Origin of the sequence: Shewanella spartinae (assembly GCF_019457555.1) — a bacterium.
GTDB lineage: Bacteria > Pseudomonadota > Gammaproteobacteria > Enterobacterales > Shewanellaceae > Shewanella > Shewanella loihica.
On the sequence record NZ_CP080418.1, the window covers coordinates 4,016,264 to 4,038,289 of the forward strand.

A 22,026-nucleotide genomic window follows, 5' to 3' on the forward strand; every position below is an offset into this window, starting at 1 on the left:
AGGGCTACCTCTTAGTGGTTGTGAATGTCGAAGCCTGACTTGGCCTGCTCTGACGCCAGGAAGAAGGCGCCCGAGACAACTACACGCATCTTGGGGCTCAGCCCCAGCACCAGGTTCATGCCGCGTTGGCGCTCACTCACCTCGACCTCGACGGCCTCGAAGCCATCCCCCTCTTCGACAAACACCTGCCAGTCGCCGTCACCGCCACGGGTCAGCGCCGCATCGGGCAAGATCACCCCATCCTGATTGTTGTCGGCCAGATAGATCTCGGCAAACTGACCGGCGTGCAGCACGTGGCCCGGATTGGCGAAGGCCACCAGGATCTGCTCGGTGCGGGTGACGCTGTCGATCTCATGGGAGCGGCCGATCACCTCGGCCTCCAGGCTAAAGTCGCCCACCTTCACCAGCGCCTTACTGCCTACCTTGATCTGTTGAGACTGGGTCGGCGTCACCTGGGCCTCGACCCAGAGGTGAGACTCGTCGGTGAGCTGCATCAGGGCGGTGCCACCGCTGAACACCTGGCCTTTCATAGCCACATCCTGCTGCACCCGGCCGTCGAGCGGCGCCAGCAGCTGATAGCTGCCTATGGTCTCGGGATCAGACTCCAGCGCCTTGATCTGCGCCGGCGTCATCTTGAGGGCGTCGAGTATGGCGCGCTTGAGCTCGGCATCCACCTGCGCCTGCAGACGGCGGCTGGCACTCACCGCGCTCTGGCTCATTCGCTTCACCCGGCTCCACTCGGCCGCGGCATTGATGTAATCCGCCTGGGCCTGAGCCACGGCTGCGCCCCCCAGAGTCAACAGGGGCTGGCCCGTGGTGACCTCCTGTCCCGGCACCACATGACGCGCCAACACCCGCACATCCAGCTGAGGTGCCAGGGTCACGGTACGCTCCCTGTCCACCACTAGTGTGGCTGTCGCGACCGCGGCCAGGCTGAAGCCCTGACTGCTTACCTGCTCCACACGGATCCCCGCCAGCTGACGCTGCTCCTCGCTGAGCACTAGCTCGCCACCATGGGCTTCTTCACCACCCAGTGCTGCTTCATCGCCCTGCTCTCTTTCCTTGTCGTGAGCCTGCTCTTGAGACACTTGCCCCTTGGCTGACTCTGCTTTGTGATCATGCCCCTCGGCGCCGAGGGCGACGCCGCCTACGGCCGTCATACTCATTAAGACGCCGAAGCCCATGGCCCGCATCAGTGGGCTTAGCTGTAGAAAACGTGTTTTATTCGATTGATTCTTCATACTTTTCACCTAAATTCTTTATCCGTTTTGCTAAAGTCTGCTCGCTAGCTTTAACGCCTTAGCGCGACTAAACGCCTTCTCGGCCGAGCTGACGCTGCAGATAGCTCTCGAGCTGACCGCTCTGCCCCATCCAGTCGAGCCAGCTGCGGTATAGGGCGCTCTCGAGGGAGAGCCCCGCCAGATAGCTGTTAGCCAGCTGCCTCTGCCCCTGCAGGTAGTCGCTGGTGCTGATGTCGCCCGCACGCCACTGCTGTGACAGCGCATCCTGCACACCGGCGCCAGAGGTGAGCACCAACTCACGCCACTCGCGGTAACGCTGCTGCAGCCTGGGCAGGCTTAGGTGAAAAAGTTTGGCGGCCTGGGTGAGAGTGCGCTCACGGGCCAGATAATCTTGCTCGGCGATGGCGACCTGAGTTCCGGCCGCGGCCTTGGCCTCGCGATAATCGTTGCGGATCTGAATCGGGATCGACAGCCCCAGCCCCAGCTTGTTCTCCTCGCCTTCACGCTCGGCGCTCAGGCTGATACTGGGATCGGCGTTGGTGTCTGCCGCCACCTGCTGGCTGACCAACTTGGCCATCATCACCTGCTGGTAGGCCCCGGCCAGCGCGGGCAGATCCGGGCCGACCTCCTGACTGGTGTCGACGCTGAGGGCGCCGATAAACTCGGCGAAGGGCAACTCCAGCTCGCCAAAGCGGCTGAGCACGCTGGCATCGGCGGCCAGCGAGGCCTGCTCGGCATTGGCGTGATCCGCGGCCTTACTGGCCAGATCCAGCTGCATTAGCTGCAACTCGGCTTGTGACAGGGCCCCCGCCTCCAGCTGTTGCTTGGCGATGGCGACCTGCTGCTTGGCGCTCTCTAGCAAACGTCCCTGAAAGGCGAGTAATTTCGCCTGCTGCGCCTGCTCCACCAGCGCCATCAAGAGTTCGCCATAGAGCTGACTGCGGGCCAGACGATTGTCGGCCAGCAAGATCTCGGCCTCGAGCTGGGCCACACGTGTCGCCACCCCGCGTTTGTCGCCCCAGTCCAGGGTCTGACTCACCTCCAGGGTATAGGTATCTTCGCTGGCATTTTGGTAGCTCACCCCCAGCTCAGGGTTATAGACGGGCCTATCGGCGGCCTCCACCAACAACTGGGCCCGACGCACCTTGGCTTGCTGCGCCTGGATCTCAGGCAGTTGATTCACCTTGCTCATCAAGGGAGCGAGCCAGGCCTGAAAACCTGTCTGCTCTATCTGTGCCAGCAAGGGGGCCGGTGCTATTTCTCCCGCTTCTGAGTAAAGGGTTTCGGCGAACAGGGGCGCGCCCCATATCGCGCCCAATAATGCGGTGGCGATTAAGCTTTTTCTCATCGCAATTCCTAATCTTAAGGATCAGGTGTCTCTGCTGCCTGCCAAGGCATGGCTAGCCTTAGCTAAACAGGCAATGCACAGCATCGACCCGCGGCAAGACAATTCACCACGGCCCAAGACTGGCAGTTAACAGAAAACGCCCGATAAAAAACGGTAACCCAACAGCGCCCGCGCCATGCACAGGGCCTGAAAAGGCATTATTTTCAGAAGATTAAGAAAGTAAGATAGGTGGGCGATAAGCCGCTTGTTGCTCTGGTGGCAGGTAGTGCAATCTGGCACTCGCGGGTTCATCGCTCACGGGCACAGAAGGGGTCAGGGCCAGCTGAGACACTAAGGTCACGTGACCGCCATGACACTGGCAGTCGAGGCAGAGATCGAAGGTCTGAGTCTCTGTCTTGCTGATCTGGTGTTGATGTGGCGTCTCTAGCTCGGGCTCATCGAAGGCGCATTGGCAATCGACACACTGAGCCAGGCTCACCACTTCGGCAGTAAACTGCAGATGGGGATGGGTTTCGCTCTCCTCTTCATGGCTGCCAAGATGCAACTGATGCGCGCCAAGATTCGCCCCTGCAAACTGCAGCGCGACCACGGCGATCATCATCAAGGCAATCTTGTGAACCAGTTGTCGAAAGAAGAGACTCAAGCAAACTCCAAAGGGGAAAAAGCGTAAAAAGGTCGAGTAATCAGACTCAAGGGGTGGCAAATAGTTCCACGGCTATCGCTAAATTAACAGGAGATTCGTCCCGCCATGCCAGCCAGATCACACTTGCCACCCGCAAAGCCATTACTTGAATACGCAGTGCTTGGTGTAGTCGGCGGCTTCGTTGGCCGTCCAGTCACCCTTAGGCTTATCTTCCATCTGCTTACACCACTTTTCGCTACCTACCTCGGGAGCACAACCAGAAAGTGACGCCATCAGAGCCAGGGCCAGTGCAGCAGACGTCAGAGAGAGTGAAGATTTTAACATGAAGATATTCCTTTAGGAGGTCAGATAATGTTGTTCCCAGTCACCGAGCCTAAGACTCGCGCACCAGCGGACAACTCAACTTAGCGGTGATCCACTCGATAGCCTGGGGCTTATCCTCGAGAGCATACCACGCCACCTCCCCCTGCATAAAGGGGCCCATAAGACGCACGGCGTTACCAAACCAATCGGGCCCGCCCACCAGCACCAAGGCATCGAACCTGGGCAGTTGCAGCTCACCCACGCCCGAGAGTGACTGGCTCTCCCAACCTTCCAGCAGCACGTCGGCCTCGATATAGAGACACACCTTGCCCGAGGCCTGCTGATATTCCTCAATGATGGGGACTATCTTGTTGCAATAGTCCTGGGTCGACAATCGCCCGCTGGCAAATAAACTGATCACCCCATTGGTGATATCGGCGATTTGACATAACATACTCACACTCCGAGAAGGCGCCTAATTTGGCGACCATTTTGCATCATTTTGACTAGCCAATGATACAGGTCTAGATCAAATAAGCCGAACATGCCGACAAGCGAGCCCTCAGTTGATAAAGATTTCTCAGCGCGTCCAAATAGCCGATAACGAACTGGAATGGCAATTCATCCGCTCCAGCGGCGCCGGTGGCCAGCACCTCAACAAGGTCTCCACCGCGGCTCAGCTGATCTTCGACATTCGCCAATCCTCGCTGCCGGAGTTTTACCAGCAACGCCTGCTCGCCAAGGCCGACCACCGCATCACCAAGAGCGGCAAGATCATCATCAAGTGTCAGGCCAGCCGCAGCCAGGATGCTAACCGTCAGACGGCGCTGGATCAGTTTATCGCTCTGGTGGCCAGCGTTGGCCACACCGCCAAGAAGCGAGTTGCCACCAAGCCGACCAAGGCCAGCCAGCGCAGGCGGGTCGATAGCAAGAAACAGCGCGGCGCCACCAAGGCCCTGAGGCAGAAGCAGTTTTAATCCACCCTATCTCTTTGCCTCACCTTGATTTTTGCTAACGAGACGCCAAAATCGCCGATAAGTGTGCTAAGTTGCAGGTATCTGACTTAAAAGACTGAATCCATAAGGTGTTGTGCATGAGTAAAGCGGTAAAAATTCTCCTGGTAAACGGCCCCAACCTCAACCTGCTGGGTCGACGCGAGCCCGGCCACTATGGTCATCACACCCTGGCGCAGATCGTCGAGCAGCTTAAGCTTATGGCTGGTGAGCAAGGCGCCAGCCTGGATCATATTCAGTCCAACGCCGAACATGAGCTGATCGACGCCATTCACCAGAGCGACGCCGACTTCATCATCATCAATCCGGCAGCCTTTACCCACACCAGTGTGGCCCTAAGAGACGCCCTGCTCGGCGTCGCCATCCCCTTCATCGAGGTGCACCTCTCTAACGTGCACGCCAGAGAGGCCTTCAGGCATCACTCCTACTTCTCCGACAAGGCGGTCGGCGTCATCTGTGGCCTGGGAGAACAAGGCTATCGCTACGCCCTGGACTCGGCCATCGCCCGCGTCAGAGCCGCTCAGGAGAAGTAGCCAGCCATGGATATTCGCAAGATAAAGAAACTGATCGAGCTGGTGCAGGCATCGGATATCACAGAGCTGGAGATCAAGGAGGGCGAGGAGTCGATTCGCCTCTGCCGCCAACCAGCCGTCTCGGCCAGCGGACAAAACGCCGGCGTCACTCTAGCTAGCTCCTCCGGCGCAGGAGAACCGTCCGAGCAAGAAGATTATGATGATGAGACCCTGCTGCGCTCCCCCATGGTGGGCACCTTCTATCTCGCCCCCGCGGTCGATGCCGCCCCCCTGGTCAAGTTGGGTCAGCGGGTCGAACAGGGCGAGCCTGTCTGCATCATAGAGGCGATGAAGATGATGAACCAAATTCAGGCGCCCCACGCTGGAGTGGTAACCGCACTTCTCTGCCAGAGCGGCGATGGCGTCGAGTTCGATCAACCTCTAATGGTGATTGAATAGAGGCAGATTCCAGGAGGCTAAGGTGACAGCTTTGATGCGTCGATTCGACAAGGTCCTGGTCGCCAATCGCGGTGAAATAGCCCTGCGCATCATACGCGCCTGTCGCCAGCTGGGCATCAAGACGGTCGCCGTATACTCCAGCGCCGACAAAGATAGCGGCCACCTGAGGCTCGCCGATGAGCAGATCTGCATCGGCCCCGCCCCCGCCAAAGAGAGTTACCTCAACATCGCCGCTATCCTGGGCGCCGCCGATCTCGCCAGGGTCGATGCTATCCATCCAGGTTACGGCTTCCTGGCCGAAAACGCCGACTTCGCCCAGCAAGTCACCGACAGCGGCTTTCACTTCATCGGCCCAGAGGCCGAGACCATACGCCTGATGGGTGACAAGGTGAGCGCCATCGCCGCCATGAAGGCTGCGGGCGTGCCGACCGTGCCCGGCTCAGACGGTCTGCTGGGTGATGATGAGACATCCAGCCTAGAGATCGCTGCCCAAATCGGATACCCGCTGATCATCAAGGCCACCGCAGGAGGCGGCGGCAAGGGGATGCGGGTCGTCGAGGATGAGGCTCAGCTGCTTGGGGCCATCGCACTCACCCGCCAGGAGGCCGAGGCCGCCTTCGGCAACGGCGGCGTCTACCTGGAGAAATATCTCACCCGGCCGCGCCATATCGAGGTGCAGGTGCTCTGCGACCATCAGGGCCATTGCATCTCACTCGGGGAGCGTGACTGCTCGCTGCAAAGAGCTCAGCAGAAGGTGATCGAATCCGCTCCGGCGCCAGGGTTAACGCCCGAGCAGCGCCAGCAGATAAGTCAGAGCTGCATCAGGGCCTGTCAGGCCATCGGCTATCGCGGCGTCGGTACCCTGGAGTTTCTCTATCAGGATGGCGAGTTCTACTTCATGGAGATGAATACCCGTATTCAAGTGGAGCACACCATCACAGAGATGGTCACCGGGGTGGACCTGTTAGTGCTGCAGCTGCGAGTTGCCCAGGACGAGCCCCTCGCCTTGAAAGAGTCGTTAATTCAGCCACAGGACCACGCCATCGAGTGCCGCATCAACGCCGAAGACCCCACCAGCTTCGCCCCTTCTCCCGGGCGAATAGACAGGCTCGTGGTGCCCGGCGGCCTGGGGGTGCGCTGGGAGTCCCACCTGTCCCCCGGCGCGAGTGTGCCTCCCTACTATGATGCCATGATCGCCAAGCTGATCGCCTGGGGCGACGACAGAGCCCAGGCGATTGCCCGCATGCGCACCGCGCTGGATGAGCTGGAGATCACTGGCGTTAAGACCAATGTGCCCCTGCTCAGGGCGCTGCTGGCCGATCCAAAGGTGCAGCAGGGAGAGACCTCGATTCATTATCTCGAAGAGACCTTCTTGCCTAGACGATAAGTGCCTGGAAGCTACCTTTCTACCTGAAAGATGAGTGTCCTTGCTTTCTCCGCGCGCGAATGCCAACAAGCTAAGCTACCAAGTACTTGTCGATATCCACCTCGTCTATCTGCTCCGGCGCCAGGTAACGCTCGGCGTACGCCAGATAGATGCCGCTAGAGAGAAACAGCTTAAACACCTCGCCATCCACATGGCTGTCCAGCACCATCTTATGCAGAATATCGATGGCGACACTCAGCGGCTTGGCCTTCTTGTAGGGTCTGTCGGCGGCGGTGAGCGCCTCGAAGATATCCGCCAGCACCAGGATGCGCTCGGGGATCGACAGATCCTCGCCGGTAAGCTTTCTGGGGTAGCCGGTCCCCTTCAGCGTCTCATGATGGGTGGAGGCATATCTGGGCACGCGGGCCAGCTCTGGCGGGAAGGGCAGGTTCTCCAGCATCTTGATGGTGCTGGTAATGTGCTGATTGATCTTGAACCTGTCCTCGTCGGTCAGGGTGCCGCGAGAGATGCTGAGGTTATAGATCTCGCCCTGATTGTAGAGCGCCTCGGGCACCGTCATCTTGATGCCAAACTTAGGATCGAACAGCTCGGGGCGGTAGCGGGCGATCACATGCTGGGGCTTGTCGGCCAGCAGCTGCTCTGTCACCGGCAGGCTGACGTCGGCGGAAAATTCAGGGTGATTCAGCTCCTCCACCGGCGACAGGCCGAGACGATCGTCGAAGTGGCGCTGCCAGGTGATTTGCGACAGCGCCTTCAACCTGTCGACATCGGCCTGCTCCATAAACTCGCCGCCCACGTTGGCCCCGGCAACAAAGGCGAAATCCTCCGTCAGCTGCTCGCGGCGCCGCTCAAGCTCAGCTCTATGCTCGGCCTGATGTTCGGGATCTGCCTGGCACTGCTCGAGATAATGGATCTCAGCGTCGCGCCACAGCACCTCGAAGCGCATGCGGACCTCATGGATACGGTTGTAGATCAGCTCCAGCTTGCTGCCCTTATCCACGATATGCTCAGGCGTGGTGATCTTGCCGCAGTCATGGAGCCAGGCGGCGATACGAAACTCCCTGTGTTCGTCGGCGTTCTTGAAGCGAAATTCCTTAAAGGCGGGCAGATCCGACTTGGCTGCATACTCGGCCAGCATCAGCCCCAGCTCGGGCACCCGGTTACAGTGACCTGCTGTGTAGGGCGATTTGTCATCGATCGCCTGGGCGATCAGCTTGATGAAGGCGTCCATCAGCGCCTTGTGGTCCTGCTCGTGCTGACGAATCGACTCTGACATATCCACCAGGGAGATCGCCAGCTCATCGATCTCCTTGATGTAGGAGTCCACCTTGGTCACCTCGTCATAGCGGCGAAACTTCACCTTGAGGTTCTCCAGCGCCAGCAGTTTTATCGGCGAGATGATGGGGGAGGCAAACACCCAGGAAAACGGCAGCGCCAGCAGCAAGCAGAGGCCTGTGATGGCAATCGACTTCTTCACCTTATCCAGGCTGGAAGCCAGCAGCATCTCCTGGGGCACCAAAATGGCAAAAAACTCCTGCTCGGCGGCGTGACTTCCGAGAGGCGAGACATAGACAAAGCTGGGCTCGCCATTGAGCGAGATGGCGACAAGCTGCTTCTGCCGCCCGGGGTCGGCAGCGAGATCGATCAGCGCCTTGTAGGGCACAGTGCCCTGTACATTAGCCGGGGCCACCTGCTGCCCCTCGGCAAACCATTTGCTCCGTAGCGCCCGCACCTGTTCTGGGCTGATCTCGGCGATCGCCCTGTCGATCAGCGCGATGACGTCGGCGTTCTCTGGATGCATCACTATGCTCAGCCCGGCGTGAATATCGATGGGGGCGTAATCCAGATCCTCGTGAAACTGCAGGTCGTCGATAAAGTACTGCTGCGCCGTGTAGTGCAGCACTATGCTGTTATCGATGGCCGCATACACCCGCCCCTCTTTCACCGCCTGCAGTATGCCCCGAGTCGATGACACCTCGACCACCTCGATCTCGGGAAAATACTGTCTGATGATGGGGATGATCGACCAGCCCTTGGGAATGGCCACCCGCCTGCCCGCCAGCTCGGCCACATGCTTTATCGGCGCCTGATCCGGCCCTGTCACGGCGGCGAAGGGCATGCTCAGATAGGGCTGACTAAAGACCCCAAGCGATTGATTGGCCTCGCTATTGAGCACTGAGTGCAGCAGGTTGATCTCCCGCGCCTTGAACTTGTCGACAAATTCCGGCCAGGTGAAGCCATTGTTGTAGTTGATGGTTAGGCCCGTCATCTCGGCCACCAGATTCAGCACGTCTATGCTGTAGCCCATGGGGCGGCCGGCCACGGCAAAGTCGATCGGCGGCCAGTCGGTCTCGTTAGAGGCGATAAGCGCCGGGGTATTGGCCACCAGCACCTGCTCCTCTGGGGTCAGGGCCAGCGGCTTAGCCATGGGAATATCCCCTTGAGTCGCCTGCTGACGATTAGAGGCCACCAGGGCGCCGCTGGCGCGGTAGACATAGACCTCGCGCCCATCTTGAGTATCTCCCCTTCCCAGCTGCGCCAGATAGTCATCCAGGCTCGACAGTGCCACATCCACCGCCAGCACGGCGTCGCTACCCGGCAGGCGGATCGAATATGTGATCCCCGGCGCCTGCAGGTTCTGAAACAGGTAGGGCTCAGTCTTAAACACCTTGTCCGGGCGGGCGTCGATAAACCAGGGACGGATGCTGGCGTCGTAATCCGTGGGCTCCATTCGGCTGGCGCGCTGATGAAAATCGGCATCTAAGTAATGAAAAGCGCGGATACGCCCCTGCCCCTTGCCCTGAATGCTGATGATCACCCAGCGATCTTCCAGGGAGGCCTTGAGCTGCCGCCGCACTATAGGATGGGCATCGAGATTAACTAGCTCAAACAGATCCCCATCTGGGCTGCCGAGATAGATGGCATAGATAAACCTGGCCGAGCGCATCGCCTGGCTGAACACCTGCTTGGCCTCTTGGCTCAGCCCCATGGGGGTGTACAGGCCCTCGAAGTTAGCCACCAGCTTAGTGGTGTTGATCGCCTGGCTATCGAGCTGATTCAAGTAACTGCCTGTGCTGTCGGCGCTCTGATTGTAGAGCTTGAGGCTGGCCTCGGTGGCCAGACGCTGGCTGAAATAATACTGCAGGCCGATGGCCACCGCTGCGGTGAACAGGGTGGCGATGATAAAGGTGCCCACCACGGTAACGCGTATGGTAAGCCGCTTGGGTTTGGCTAAGGTGAGGCCCAGCATGCGGTGTCCTTGTCCCATGAGTATCCGACCCAATGAGTATAGTCAGAGATCCGCATGCCCCACGCTTAAAGTGAATTAACTCCCTAAAAAATCACACATTAGGGGCTTTTCTTGCGCCAGGACTCGGGCAGCTCCACCTGCTGCCACAGCTCCTGACACAGCTGCTCCCCCTGATGCCAGTTACCCTGCTTGATCCAGGTCACCAGGGTATCGCCCACCTGAGGATAGTCGATAGGCTCAGGCTTGGAGGCCCGCAGCCAACGCTTAACCGCTGCGGGGTCGAGCCACTTCATGCTCTCGGCCGCACCAAGCAGCTCAAGCGCCGCCACATTTGACAACTGCTCGAACTGGCCGTGTAGCGGCTTCACCAACAGCTTCTTGCCCAGGGTCAGCGCCTCACTCGCCAGCTCGAAACCGGCACTGGCGATCACCCCGCCGCACTGGGCCAACCTGGCCTTGAAGCCCTCACGGTTAAAGCCGGACCAGATCACATTGTCGGCGCACGCCACAGGCGCGCCGGAGCCGTGAAAGACATAGAAGCGATACTCGCTAAAGTCCTTGAGCAGCTGATGGATATCCTCGGGCGACTCGAACGGCAGATAGACCAAAATATCGTGGGAGTTATAGGCCACCGCCTCGCTCACCTCCACGAAGGGTGGCAACAGGGGGAAGCCGAAATGGTGCCAATGGCAGCCCAGCGCCCTATCGACCGGGGCAAAGTAGTTGAGCAGCATCTGATTAAACCAACCGTTGCCCACCTTAGGCACATCATATTGTAGCGCCGCCTGATGGCTCACACCGATAGAGGGCACCCCCTGGATGCGCGCCGCCCAGGCAGAGACGGGCTCGAAGTCGTTAAGCACCAGATCGTAACCGCTGAGATCCAGGCCGCGCACGTCCCTCACCAGGGCGCTCACCGAGTTCTGCAGCGCCGTCTTGGCGATGCTAACGCAGCCATTTTGGGTCGCGAAGGTTAATCCGGCCTGGGTGCGGTACTCGCCGAAACACTGCATGTCGAAGTAACGTTGACTGTCACGTCCCGAGAAGAAGAAATCGACATCGACCAGCTGATTTTTAAAGGCTTTTGCCATGACTCTGGCACGACTAAGATGGCCATTCCCTGTGCCTTGCACGCCGTAAAGAATACGCATGTTTGTGCTGACTCCTGCTAGTGATTTATTGACCGACGAGAGGTAATGCCAGGTAGCAACTCGTCACGCCCAGAAGGGCACCAGCCAGAATATCCAGCGGGTAATGCACGCCCAAGATGATACGCGAAACACCGATAGCCGTGGCCCAAGCAAAGGCGAGCCAAGCGAAAGTGGGATAACACCAGGCGATGGCACTGGCCATCACGAATGCCGCGGCCGTGTGGCCCGATGGCAGGCTGAACTTGTCTGACGGCTCGAAGGTCAGCATCAGGTCGTTGCCGCCGGGCAGCGACTGATGGCAGGGGCGCGTACGCCGAATGCTGTTTTTCAGCACCAGATATAGGGGCAACTCTATGATGAAGGCCGTGAGCGCCGCGTTGAACAGTGTCTCACCGCGCTCATCGAGCAGCAGTAGGAGCACACACAGATAGAGGTAATATGGTCCGTCGCCCGTGGCAGAGATGACTCTGGCCTTAGGGTTTAGACGGTAAGCCACGCCATAGGCGTTGATCGCGGCAAAGGCTTGACGATCGAACTTAGCTAAGGTCTGAAACATAAAAGGCTCCGGATCATGATGATATGATCAGGAGCCTAAAAACTCGCTATGACGCCTAGGTGACATCTAGCCTAAATATTTATGACAGCAAAGCTCGGCAGACACTAGGCCTCGGCGGTTTTACCCACCTGAGTCTTGGCACGGAACAGCTTCACTAGGTGATAGACGTTGATACAGGCAACAAAGGCATTCATGCCGGCAACCGGCCAGGCCGAGATGTAGATCCCGTAGATCACAAACAGTGCACAACCGGTAAAGTTAAGACATCTTAGCCAAACTATATCTTTCATCATCAAAGAGATAGCCACCATTACTGAGGCGGAATAGCCAATTAGTTCAATTGTGTTTGAAGCTTCCATAAGGCACCTTCTTAAGGCCCTCTGCCATCCATAAGCTAACTGGGGGATCCGTGCCCCTAAAGCAAGTTAAAGTTAAGTTAATCGTTACTGCCTACATGCTAACAAATTTAGCCCCAACTTGTAATTAAAATACGTTATTTAATGACCTCGGTCATGTTTTTTGCACAATAAGAAAGCAATGTAAGAAAGATTACAACAAGTTAGCCAAACGCCGCTATTATCGCCAATAGCGTGAGTTATAACGCTTTTCTTTTTAAGAATCCCTTATATACTGGCTGGTAACAATATATTGCTGATTTATCCCAGTAAAATGCCTCTCTACAGGAGTATGACTTATGGAATACAACACCTCAGAACTTTGTGACACTTACATTGATGTGGTCGATGTTGTTGAACCCATGTTCAGTAATTACGGTGGTTGTAGCTCTTTCGGCGGTTCAATTAGCACCATTAAATGCTTCGAAGACAATGGATTAATCGCTGAGGTTCTGCAACAGGATGGTGAAGGCAAAGTACTGCTGGTCGACGGTGGCGGATCTCTGCGCCGCGCTCTGGTCGACGCCAACATCGCCGAGATCGCCGTGGCAAACAACTGGGAAGGCATTATCGTTTATGGTTCGGTGCGCGATGTCGACGCACTGGAAGATCTGGACATTGGCATCCAGGCCCTGGCCTCTATCCCTGTGGGCGCAGACGGCCATGGCGTGGGCGAACTGGAGATCCCGGTTAACTTCGGCGGCGTCACCTTCCTGCCAGCCGACCACATCTACGCCGACAACACAGGCATTATCCTGTCACCCGAGCCTCTAGATATCGATTAAGCTGATGCCCGAAATGGCATGATGATTTTGGCTAAGCTGTTTAGGCTAGATAAGTTAGCCCTAGCCTGAAAGCAAAAAGGACGACCATGAGTCGTCCTTTTTTGTGGCCTATCGATGGCCACCCATCTCTCACTGTAATCAATAGTTATGTCGAAATACCTTCGGCCAGTAAAAAACAGCGTTATCTTTTTTGCCTCAAACTAGCTTGATATTTAAGAGAGAGCTTTAAACCATAGCTTTATGGTGTATCAATTGCCTGCGGCAGGTGCAGTGCAAGGACGCACCAATGTCGTGATCACATGGATGTGAAGGAACGACCTTATGTGCAGGTACTGCTGAGGCACGCTGGCTCTTTTTAAACATTTTGCCTTTGGCTTGGTGAATGCCAGTCAGGGTGTTTGAAGTCGAACCTTCATTGCTATTAATAGCCTGCGGCTCGCTTATGTGCAGATACTGCCTCGGGACGCTATACGTCATCCCTGACCGCTTAACGAAAACATCCCTGTTTTCGATACCCTCAGCAGCATCTACACTGGGTTATCTATCTCTTCGATTGAGCCGCATTTGGTCCCCATCATCCTGTCAAAGCTAAGTTGTTTTTAGACAAAAGTGCGCTAACGCAAACACTCTAAAGGTAGACTGAAGGATTAGGAAAAGTATTGGTAACGCCCGGCTCAGGCGCAACCAGCCAGAGCGGGGTTTGTGCCATAATATGTGCTCGCGCCACTGGCACAAATGGCGCGGCGGTTGGTTGTCGCTTGGAACCGCTTGTTAGCTGTACACCCAATAAAGTCTATGAGTACATAATTAAATCTAAATGAACCATTTTTAATAGTTCTCTAATTTTTTTAGTAAATACAGCCTGAGATAAAAGCATATCATGTAATATTGAGCAATGATAAGTGCTGCCGACTCCAGCGTTTATATAGTCGTATTTAACCCTTGCAGCTAGTGTTACAGCCAATTTATCAGGCGAGTGGATTCTTTCAACAGCTAAGAGAAACACCTCTCTGTATCTATCACTTTTGTATGCGAGATCAAATAATTTTTCTACATCACCTCGCTCTATGAATGACAATGCGGCAAAGAACTCTTGAAAGGTTAAGTGGGAGAAGCTATAAATATCATTCGACTTCTCAACGAATATGCCCATATTACTTTCCATATCAAAGAGCAATTCATCCGCTGACACTTCTAGACCGAGAAGATTTATTTCATCCGAAAACATTCGGCAAAGATCATGTTTCCTTAGAAAAATAGATTCGTTATCTAAGGTTTTCCTCGCAATATTACTCAATATATAGGTTTTACGGGAATTTGAGATCTCTGTAACCCTTCTACACCGGTCAATTTCTCTAAACGTATCCCACTTATACATCAGGGTGTCAACACAACTTTGGTAAAGTTCAAATCTATTTTCAGGTATGCTTCTATTATAATCGTACATCAAGCAGACCATAGTCATTAACAATGGCGTTTTACATAGCTCTTTGGCTACCAGGGATTTCTCTAGATCTCCTAGAAATTTTTTTAGTTTTTTCTCATCTTGAAACCAGTGTTTGGAAAAAGAAATAACTTCCTCATGGTCAAAGTCGTCAACTTCGCAGATTTTAAACCCTTCTAAAGAATGATGGTAGGAAGCTGTTCTGCAAGTGGCTACATACTTATTACTTCGATACTTATTTGCAAAAGAACGAAACGATGCTAGCACATCCTTTGATACACTTGCTGGCAGCTCATCAATACCGTCAACTAGCAGTAGGCAGTTTCCTTTAGTAAGTTGGTCCATAAACCAAAGTCGAGTATCCTGCCCACCACTAACCTCAGATGCACAGCATAAAGTAAAGTTCAAAAACCATTCATGATTCTTGGTCAAGTTGTCTTGCTTGGAATAATCTCGTAAAGGTATATAGACTGGCAACAATGGTTTAATTTGACTACCAGTATCAATAAACCCAGTGTAAACAAGCGATAGATATTTCAGAAAAGTAGTCTTTCCTCCACCTGGCTGACCTAACACAAGTAGAGTATTGGTCGATTCAACGAAGGATAGTATTTCCCTCCCTCTCAGTAACTTAGAGCTTTTGGTAGTACCTTCAACCTTATTGTCGCACGACTCAATTAACGGTTTCCTCTTATCTACAGTTTTCGATTTATTTTCTTCTTTATCTACTATGTGTCCATAACCTAAGCTTCTTATCGCACTATCTGCATTAAAGCTTAGCGATCCAGATTCAACATTAAAATCATTATCAGGATTGTAGACAGAATTAACCTTTGGAGTATCGGATAAGTGCTTTCGATAATTGGGGTATATCTTTAAAGAAACGTAGATATGGGATATTTTTTTTGCATTGCTCATCCCCATAATCTGAACTTTGTTTAACGAATGCTCAATACCTTCTCTGTAAGTATTCAACTTCTCGTTTTTTGGATCTATTTTCTGAAACCACTTTTTGGCCTCGCTATAAACATCTCCAGAAATACTCTTAGAAAGGCTACGTTCAGACCCATTGACAAAATCATTATCCAAATTTAACAGCTCCTAATGTAAAAATTTAAGCCAAATCCCGATATTGGCAGCTAACGCCCGCCTCAACTGCCGGAGGCTACTGGCGCCTTTTGTGCGGCTTTTTGCACAAAAGGTGACAGTAGCCGGAGGTCAGATTGCAGGCGCTTGTTATGTTTTGGCTTAAAATGTGACCTGAATATCTACGAATTTGTCATCTCTCTTTTTATATAAAATTCTTCCACCATCAAGATGAACAGCTAGCTCAAGTTTGGTTAATGTTCCTCTAGCATCTGTGCCAGCGTGTACGAATATTTGTGCATAAGCTTCTTTAGTAAGTGATGCCGGTGGATAAGCTGTCCAATCACTTGGAGCCTCACTATCTGAAAAGCAAGTGGCAGATTTACTAACGAAAAAACCAATACCTTGCTTTTCTTCGCAAGATTTCTTAATTGTAGGGTAATTTTTCTGATTGAATTCCATGCTTTTTATAGCCTTATTTATTAGATTTTTGCCAAACATTTAGAGCATTTTTTAAAAACTCCTCGGGCTTTGGCATTGGGTGAGACTTTCCTGGTTTTGTTTTCCTTTCATGGTCTCGATATGATTTTTCGATTTTACCCCAGTCTTTTGGGTACATTTCAATGAACTTGCTAATAAATTCTTCTTGCGTGTAGTTATCATTCAAGGAATCTACCACATCACCAATTTTTTCATCTTTCTTTGTAAGTACAGCCATTCTTATTCCTTGTTAGTATTCGCACGATGCCTGATTAAAAATCATAACAACTTATTAGTGAGACCTTACAAGGTACGCTACCTTGTAAGGTAGGAGACCAAGCACGTAAATAAATGGGGTCAGAGTAAACTTTTGAGGGCGTTGGTTGGCGCATGGTGGTTCGCTTTTCCTTCCCTGAATGACGTAATCGATGTTTGATTCGAGTTCGCCTAGCTCTGTCCTTAACTGGTTACACATTAAGCTATTGATCAGGCAGCAATCAACATGTTCAGTCACATTTCCGCGCGTTTTTTATTAAAAAGAATAGTTTGTCTCAATGTCATCTAAGTAAGGCGAAATCGAAGAGACGTTAGATACCCAGTGTAAACACGCCTATGACTTTCGGTTTCAGGGCCGAAAATGTTCCCTACATTTTTCGACATTCCCTACATCCATGTGGGTCAGATGATCTCGCAGAGCGGCCTGGGATGGCGCACACGTGTCACAGGCCGCTCTGCACATCCCTCGCCGGGCAGGCAATAAGTAACATTGAAGATGCAACCATCAATCACCTCCCAAACAAGCATTCAACTAAACGCTACAACGAAAAACAAACCAAGACTCCTTTCGCTTCCAATAAAGCTAAATCGAAGAGATGAAATTCCCCGGTGTAGATGCATCTGCGGACGTCGATGGCAGGGATGCCATCGTCGAGCCTCCACGGATGGATTCACGGCGTGTAGCAGATGTATCTACACATAAGCCCACCGCAGGTGATAGGTTGCCATGAAGGTGAGACCTTCAAACATTTCCCCAGCAAACATTCGGGTAGAGGCTACTCAGAAAAACCTGTATTTTTTGCAGGCGACAAAAAAATCAAACTTTTCTAAATTTTATCCATTAAAATTACCCCACCTTTGCATCAACAACAAAAAACAGAACCCCTAATGCAAACCCTAATTCCATTTACCGCCGAGCGTTGCCAGGGCCTTGTCGCCAAGCGCGAGGGCGAAACCAAGATAGGTCAGACAATTCATTGTTATGAAGGCAAGACGCCGCTCGGCGAGCAGCTGGCAAGTGCCAAGGCCGACGGCGTGCGCTTCGTCATCCTTGGGATAGGCGAAGATATCGGTCCCAGAGCCAACCTGGGACGCGGTGGCGCCGTCGATGGTTTCGAGGCCGCCATGGCGCAGTTTTGTAACTTCCAGTCGAATCAGTTTCTCGACGGCGGCCACTGTATGGTGCTGGGGCAGATCGCCACAGACGATCTGCAGCTGCCAGAGGGCAGCAGCGCGCAGGCCCTGAGAGAGAACGTCGACAAGTTAGATGAGCGGGTGATCGAGATAGTCGGCGAGATCATGACGGCCGGCCTGGAGCCGATAGTGATCGGCGGCGGGCATAACAACGCCTATGGCCTCTTGATGGCCACCAAGCAGGCGACAGGTAAAATGGTAGCGGCGGTTAACTTAGACCCCCACTCAGACTTTCGCCCGCGAGAGGGCCGCCACAGCGGCAATGGTTTCAGCTATGCCGCCGCCAGCGGCGCCCTGGGACACTATCATGTGCTGGGGCTACATGAGCTAAAAAACAGTCAGCAGACCCTGGAGCAGCTAACGGCCTTCGGCGGCAAGTGGCACACGCTACAGGCTATCTGGGTCAGACGCGAGACAAGCCTGGAGCAGGCGCTCAAGACGATAGTCGAGGACCTCAACGCCAGCGATCTGCCGGTAGCGCTGGAGCTGGATCTCGACGCCATCACTAACATGCCCAGCAGCGCCTCGACGGCGGCGGGAATTCCCCTGCTCGATGCCCTCTATTATGTGAATCAGGTGGCCAGCAAAACCCCGGCCGCTTACCTGCATCTGGCCGAGGCGGCGCCAAGCTGTCACGTGGCGGGTGTCGAGGCCGGTCGCCGGGAGACGGGTCAGAGCATCGGCGAGCTGATCTACGCCTATATCCAGGGACGACTGGCACAGCATCCCCTGGGGTAAGTCACTCTGCGCATTTGGCATATTGCTAATATTGTGCTGTAATGCGCTCCTCGTTTTTGAAACTCTGGTTGAAACTCTGCGCTATAACGCATTTTTCAATTAATTGTGCACGGATTATTTACATCGATCACAGAGTGATAGACCAATGATTCAGCAAACTGAGTCAATCACTTACACTCGCGGTTAACAGCAGCAATAAACAGGAAGCCAGTAATGTCAGAGGGCAGCTCAAACAGTACCCACTTTGGATATAAGACGGTCGATGCTGAGAAGAAAGCAGACCTAGTGGCCGACGTCTTTCACTCGGTCGCCGCCAAATACGACATCATGAACGATGTCATGTCCTTTGGTATTCACCGTCTATGGAAGCGTTTTACCATCGAGAGTGCGGGTGCGCGTCCGGGCATGAAGGTACTGGATCTCGCCGGTGGCACAGGCGACCTTACCGCCAAGTTTTCCCATATCGTAGGTAACACAGGTCAGGTGACCCTGGCCGACATCAACGATTCTATGCTGAAAGTGGGCCGCGAGAAGCTGCGCAACCGTGGCGTTGTGGGTAACGTCAACTATGTGCAGGCAAACGCCGAGGCGCTGCCTTTCCCTGACAACCACTTCGATATCATCACCATCGCCTTCGGTCTGCGTAACGTGACCGACAAAGATGCGGCGATCCGCTCTATGCTGCGCGTGCTTAAGCCAGGTGGTAAGCTGCTGATCCTCGAGTTCTCTAAGCCACAGCACGACCTGATGCGTAAGGTCTACGACCTCTACAGCTTCAAGGTACTGCCTAAGATGGGCGATATCATCACTCAGGATGCCGGCAGCTATGAGTATCTGGCCGAGTCTATCCGTATGCATCCGGATCAGGAAACCCTTAAAGGAATGATGATAGATGCCGGATTCGAGCAGGTGGAATACACCAACATGACAGACGGTATCGTCGCCCTGCACAAGGGTTACAAGTTCTAATATTGGTTCCAATACCAATTCTTATATCGAAAAAGGCCCCGCACAATCGGGGCCTTTTTGTTGTCGCCTTTTTGCTGTCGCCTACTTTGGCCGCCTCGCCGCAATCTCACTGAATAAATGACATTTTTACCTAGCCCTTTTGCCGCCAGATTAGTGTAGAATAGCGTCACCTTTGCGCCATCATCATTTGATGATGAGCCCAGCAGCCACAGATTCTCAGGTCTTAGGTAACGCATGAAACGTGAAATTGCATTGCTGATCTGTGCGGCCCTCGAAACCGCACTCAAAAAAGTGACTCAGCAGTCTCCCGGCGCCTACGCCAAACTCCACAACCTGCAGGGGCGAGTTCTCTGCCTCGAACTCAGCCAACTGGGCTGGCCCATCTACCTGTTGTTTGCCAAAGAGATTCAGGTCTTTAGCCAGTATGATGGCGAGGTGACCACCAAGGTGTATGCCGATCTGACCACCCTCTATAAGCTCACCGAAGGCGCCAACCTCACCGAGCTGATCAAGCAAGACAAGCTGACCCTGGAAGGGGATCTCAACCTGCTACAGAGCTTTAGCCATTTCATGCAGCAGGTGGAGTTCGACTTCGCCGAGCCCCTGTCACGCTACATAGGCGATGCGCCGACTCACCTGCTCACCGAGGGCGCCAAGCAGCTGAAGCAACAGCTGGGGCAGGTGCTGAGCAAGAGCTGGGATCATATGGGCCAGCTAGCCACAGAGGAATATCGCCTGAGCCCCCACAAGATAGAACTTGTTCATTTTAGTGATAGAATCGAGCAACTTGAGGCCGATACCAACGCCTTAAGCCAACGGATTGAGCGACTCATAAACAAGGCAAACAGCAACAGATGACAATCAAAAGCATGCGGCGCGCATACCAAGTCGTAAAGACGGTGCTTCAATATGGTCTGGATGATCTTATCCCCGCTAAGCTCAAACCCTGGTATTTCAGGCTGCTACGCTGGAGCTTCTTCTGGTTAACCAACCAACATAAAGACAAGGTGGGCGGCGAGCGCCTCAAGCTGGCGATGCAGGAGCTGGGCCCGGTCTACATCAAGTTTGGTCAGATGCTGTCGACCCGTCGGGATCTGCTCAGCGACGAATGGGCCGAAGAGTTGGCCATGCTGCAGGACAGGGTGCCGCCCTTCGATTCAGCCATCGCCCGCGCCCAGATAGAGGCTGAACTCGGCGCCCCCATAGAGACCTATTTCGACAATTTCGACGACACGCCGCTGGCCTCGGCGTCCATCTCCCAGGTACATACCGCCACCCTCAAGTCTAACGGCGAAGAGGTGGTGCTCAAGGTACTCAGACCCAATGTGGAAGAGAAGGTCCACGCCGACCTGCTGCTGATGACCCAAAGCGCCCAGGTGCTGGAAACCCTGCTTGGCCACGGCAACCGCCTGCGCCCCGCCGAGGTGGTAGAGGATTATCGTACTACCATTGAAGGCGAGCTGAATCTCAAGCTCGAGGCGCTCAACGCCATCAAGCTCAGAAACAATTTTATCGACTCGGGCGCCCTCTACATCCCTAAGATGTATGAAGAATTTTGCTTTACCCGCCTGATCGTCATGGAGCGCATCTATGGCGTGCCCGTATCCGACAGGGCGGCACTGGAAGCCCAGGGCACTAACCTTAAGCTGCTGGCAGAGCGCGGCGTTGAGCTCTTCTTCACCCAAGTATTTCGCGACAACTTCTTCCATGCCGACATGCATCCCGGCAACATCTTTGTCAGTACCGAGCATCCGCAGGATCCCTTCTACATAGGGCTGGACTGCGGCATCATGGGCACCCTCACCGAGCAGGATAAGCGCTACCTAGCTGAGAACTTCCTCGCCTTCTTCAACCGCGACTATACCCGCATCGCCCAGCTCTATATCGAGTCAGGCTGGGTGGCGGCCGACACAGATCTAGTCGCCTTCGAGCAGGCGATCAAGGTGGTGTGCGAGCCCATGTTTAACAAGCCGCTGGATGAGATCTCCTTCGGCCACGTGCTGCTTGAGCTGTTTCGCACCGCGCGCCGTTTCGACATGGTAGTGCAGCCGCAATTGGTACTGCTGGAGAAGACCCTGCTCTATATCGAAGGCCTGGGACGTCAGCTCTATCCTCAGCTGGATCTCTGGCAGACGGCCAAGCCTTTCCTGGAAAGCTGGATGGCGGAGCAGATGGGTCCCCTGGGCATGGCGAAGAAGATCAAGAAGCAGTTCCCTTATTGGACAGATAAGCTGCCGGAGCTGCCTGAACTGGTCTATGACAACCTGAAGATGGGTAAAAACTTCGTCAACAGTCAGAATCAGCTGCTGGATCGCTACCTGAAGCAGCAACAAAAAGCCCATAAAAGCAACTACCTTTTAATCACATCAGCAGTTTTAGTGATCTGTGGCAGTATTTTGTTTTCCCAAAACGCTACACTATGGGCCTCTTATGCTTGTATCGGCATCGGCGCAACCTTGTGGTTACTCGGATGGCGATCTAGACCAAAGAATCGCAAATTTTAGCTAGCACTAAATAACCAAAGGGTCATAATAGGACCAGTATTACATCAAGAGGAAAGTTACATGGGTGGCATCAGTATTTGGCAACTTCTTATCATTGCTTTAATCGTTGTTTTGCTTTTCGGAACTAAGAAATTGCGCTCTCTAGGTGGTGACCTCGGCGGTGCTGTTAAAGGCTTCAAGAATGCTATGTCTTCTGAAGATGAGAAGAAGGCTATCGAAGACACCAGCGCAGAAAAAACAGCTCAGACTGAAGAGAAAAAGACTGGGTCCAAGGATAAAGAACAGGCGTAAT

22 protein-coding genes are annotated in these 22,026 nt (G+C 53.9%); 10 read left to right on the forward strand and 12 right to left on the reverse strand.

The annotated features are described in order from the left end of the window. Positions 1-11 precede the first annotated feature (11 nt). The 5 genes from K0I31_RS17360 to K0I31_RS17380 all read right to left on the reverse strand — a co-directional run bounded on the left by K0I31_RS17360 (position 12) and on the right by K0I31_RS17380 (position 3,989). Positions 12-1,241 (reverse strand): efflux RND transporter periplasmic adaptor subunit, encoded by a 1,230-nt coding sequence (locus K0I31_RS17360; RefSeq protein ID WP_220079188.1) that lies wholly within the window; start codon positions 1,239-1,241, stop codon positions 12-14. Positions 1,242-1,308: 67 nt separating this feature from the next. After that, a complete protein-coding gene (locus K0I31_RS17365; RefSeq protein WP_220079189.1) occupies positions 1,309-2,589 on the reverse strand; it encodes a TolC family protein in 1,281 nt (426 codons plus the stop codon). Positions 2,590-2,800: 211 nt separating this feature from the next. Further along, positions 2,801-3,232, reverse strand: a complete 432-nt coding sequence (locus tag K0I31_RS17370; protein ID WP_144202619.1) for a hypothetical protein — start codon at positions 3,230-3,232, stop codon at positions 2,801-2,803. A 141-nt stretch (positions 3,233-3,373) separates the two neighbouring features. Next, the gene (locus tag K0I31_RS17375) at positions 3,374-3,556 is read right to left on the reverse strand and encodes a DUF3012 domain-containing protein (protein ID WP_011867156.1); all 183 of its coding nucleotides are present in this window, start codon (positions 3,554-3,556) and stop codon (positions 3,374-3,376) included. Positions 3,557-3,605: 49 nt separating this feature from the next. Further along, positions 3,606-3,989, reverse strand: a complete 384-nt coding sequence (locus K0I31_RS17380; RefSeq protein WP_011867157.1) for a SpoIIAA family protein — start codon at positions 3,987-3,989, stop codon at positions 3,606-3,608. Positions 3,990-4,101: 112 nt separating this feature from the next. On the opposite strand from K0I31_RS17380, the gene arfB reads away from it, so the two are divergent. From arfB to accC, 4 genes are all read left to right on the forward strand, one after another. Beyond that, entirely contained in the window at positions 4,102-4,512 is a 411-nt protein-coding gene (gene arfB, locus K0I31_RS17385) for an alternative ribosome rescue aminoacyl-tRNA hydrolase ArfB (RefSeq protein ID WP_220079190.1), read from the forward strand. 116 nt (positions 4,513-4,628) lie between these two features. Further along, positions 4,629-5,081: a type II 3-dehydroquinate dehydratase gene (aroQ, locus tag K0I31_RS17390; protein ID WP_220079191.1), complete on the forward strand. Its 453-nt coding sequence runs from the start codon at positions 4,629-4,631 to the stop codon at positions 5,079-5,081. A gap of 6 nt (positions 5,082-5,087) precedes the next feature. Continuing rightward, entirely contained in the window at positions 5,088-5,519 is a 432-nt protein-coding gene (accB, locus tag K0I31_RS17395; protein ID WP_220079192.1) for an acetyl-CoA carboxylase biotin carboxyl carrier protein, read from the forward strand. A 34-nt stretch (positions 5,520-5,553) separates the two neighbouring features. Further along, positions 5,554-6,906, forward strand: a complete 1,353-nt coding sequence (gene accC / locus K0I31_RS17400; protein WP_220080892.1) for an acetyl-CoA carboxylase biotin carboxylase subunit — start codon at positions 5,554-5,556, stop codon at positions 6,904-6,906. Positions 6,907-6,976: 70 nt separating this feature from the next. Here accC and K0I31_RS17405 read toward each other — a convergent pair whose 3' ends face one another. The 4 genes from K0I31_RS17405 to K0I31_RS17420 form a co-directional block, all read right to left on the reverse strand. Next, complete coding sequence (locus K0I31_RS17405) at positions 6,977-10,174, reverse strand: HD domain-containing phosphohydrolase (RefSeq protein WP_220079193.1); 3,198 nt, start codon at positions 10,172-10,174, stop codon at positions 6,977-6,979. Between the two features lie 80 nt (positions 10,175-10,254). After that, positions 10,255-11,307, reverse strand: coding sequence for an MJ1255/VC2487 family glycosyltransferase (locus tag K0I31_RS17410; protein WP_220079194.1), 1,053 nt, complete (start codon positions 11,305-11,307; stop codon positions 10,255-10,257). A gap of 25 nt (positions 11,308-11,332) precedes the next feature. Next, positions 11,333-11,863 (reverse strand): phosphatase PAP2 family protein, encoded by a 531-nt coding sequence (locus K0I31_RS17415; RefSeq protein ID WP_220079195.1) that lies wholly within the window; start codon positions 11,861-11,863, stop codon positions 11,333-11,335. 104 nt (positions 11,864-11,967) lie between these two features. Next, positions 11,968-12,222: a YgjV family protein gene (locus K0I31_RS17420; protein WP_011867165.1), complete on the reverse strand. Its 255-nt coding sequence runs from the start codon at positions 12,220-12,222 to the stop codon at positions 11,968-11,970. Between the two features lie 335 nt (positions 12,223-12,557). On the opposite strand from K0I31_RS17420, the gene rraA reads away from it, so the two are divergent. After that, positions 12,558-13,043 (forward strand): ribonuclease E activity regulator RraA, encoded by a 486-nt coding sequence (rraA, locus tag K0I31_RS17425; RefSeq protein WP_011867166.1) that lies wholly within the window; start codon positions 12,558-12,560, stop codon positions 13,041-13,043. 793 nt (positions 13,044-13,836) lie between these two features. On the opposite strand, the gene K0I31_RS17430 is transcribed toward rraA, so the two are convergent. The 3 genes from K0I31_RS17430 to K0I31_RS17440 form a co-directional block, all read right to left on the reverse strand. Next, positions 13,837-15,576: an NACHT domain-containing protein gene (locus K0I31_RS17430; RefSeq protein ID WP_220079196.1), complete on the reverse strand. Its 1,740-nt coding sequence runs from the start codon at positions 15,574-15,576 to the stop codon at positions 13,837-13,839. Between the two features lie 159 nt (positions 15,577-15,735). Further along, positions 15,736-16,035, reverse strand: a complete 300-nt coding sequence (locus tag K0I31_RS17435) for a hypothetical protein (protein ID WP_220079197.1) — start codon at positions 16,033-16,035, stop codon at positions 15,736-15,738. Positions 16,036-16,048: 13 nt separating this feature from the next. After that, positions 16,049-16,291: a hypothetical protein gene (locus tag K0I31_RS17440; RefSeq protein ID WP_220079198.1), complete on the reverse strand. Its 243-nt coding sequence runs from the start codon at positions 16,289-16,291 to the stop codon at positions 16,049-16,051. Between the two features lie 926 nt (positions 16,292-17,217). Here K0I31_RS17440 and K0I31_RS17445 point away from each other — a divergent pair. The 5 genes from K0I31_RS17445 (at position 17,218) to tatA (ending at position 22,025) form a co-directional block, all read left to right on the forward strand. Then, the gene (locus K0I31_RS17445) at positions 17,218-18,261 is read left to right on the forward strand and encodes a formimidoylglutamase (RefSeq protein ID WP_220079199.1); all 1,044 of its coding nucleotides are present in this window, start codon (positions 17,218-17,220) and stop codon (positions 18,259-18,261) included. Positions 18,262-18,474: 213 nt separating this feature from the next. Beyond that, positions 18,475-19,230 carry a bifunctional demethylmenaquinone methyltransferase/2-methoxy-6-polyprenyl-1,4-benzoquinol methylase UbiE gene (gene ubiE / locus K0I31_RS17450; RefSeq protein WP_220043454.1) on the forward strand — a complete coding sequence of 252 codons (756 nt, stop codon included), beginning with the start codon at positions 18,475-18,477 and terminating at the stop codon, positions 19,228-19,230. A 234-nt stretch (positions 19,231-19,464) separates the two neighbouring features. Continuing rightward, positions 19,465-20,088, forward strand: a complete 624-nt coding sequence (locus K0I31_RS17455) for a ubiquinone biosynthesis accessory factor UbiJ (protein WP_220079200.1) — start codon at positions 19,465-19,467, stop codon at positions 20,086-20,088. Continuing rightward, positions 20,085-21,734, forward strand: coding sequence for a ubiquinone biosynthesis regulatory protein kinase UbiB (gene ubiB, locus K0I31_RS17460; RefSeq protein WP_220043456.1), 1,650 nt, complete (start codon positions 20,085-20,087; stop codon positions 21,732-21,734). The genes K0I31_RS17455 and ubiB overlap by 4 nt, the downstream gene beginning before the upstream one ends. Positions 21,735-21,794: 60 nt before the next feature. Continuing rightward, positions 21,795-22,025 (forward strand): Sec-independent protein translocase subunit TatA, encoded by a 231-nt coding sequence (gene tatA / locus K0I31_RS17465; RefSeq protein WP_220079201.1) that lies wholly within the window; start codon positions 21,795-21,797, stop codon positions 22,023-22,025. Position 22,026 lies beyond the last annotated feature (1 nt).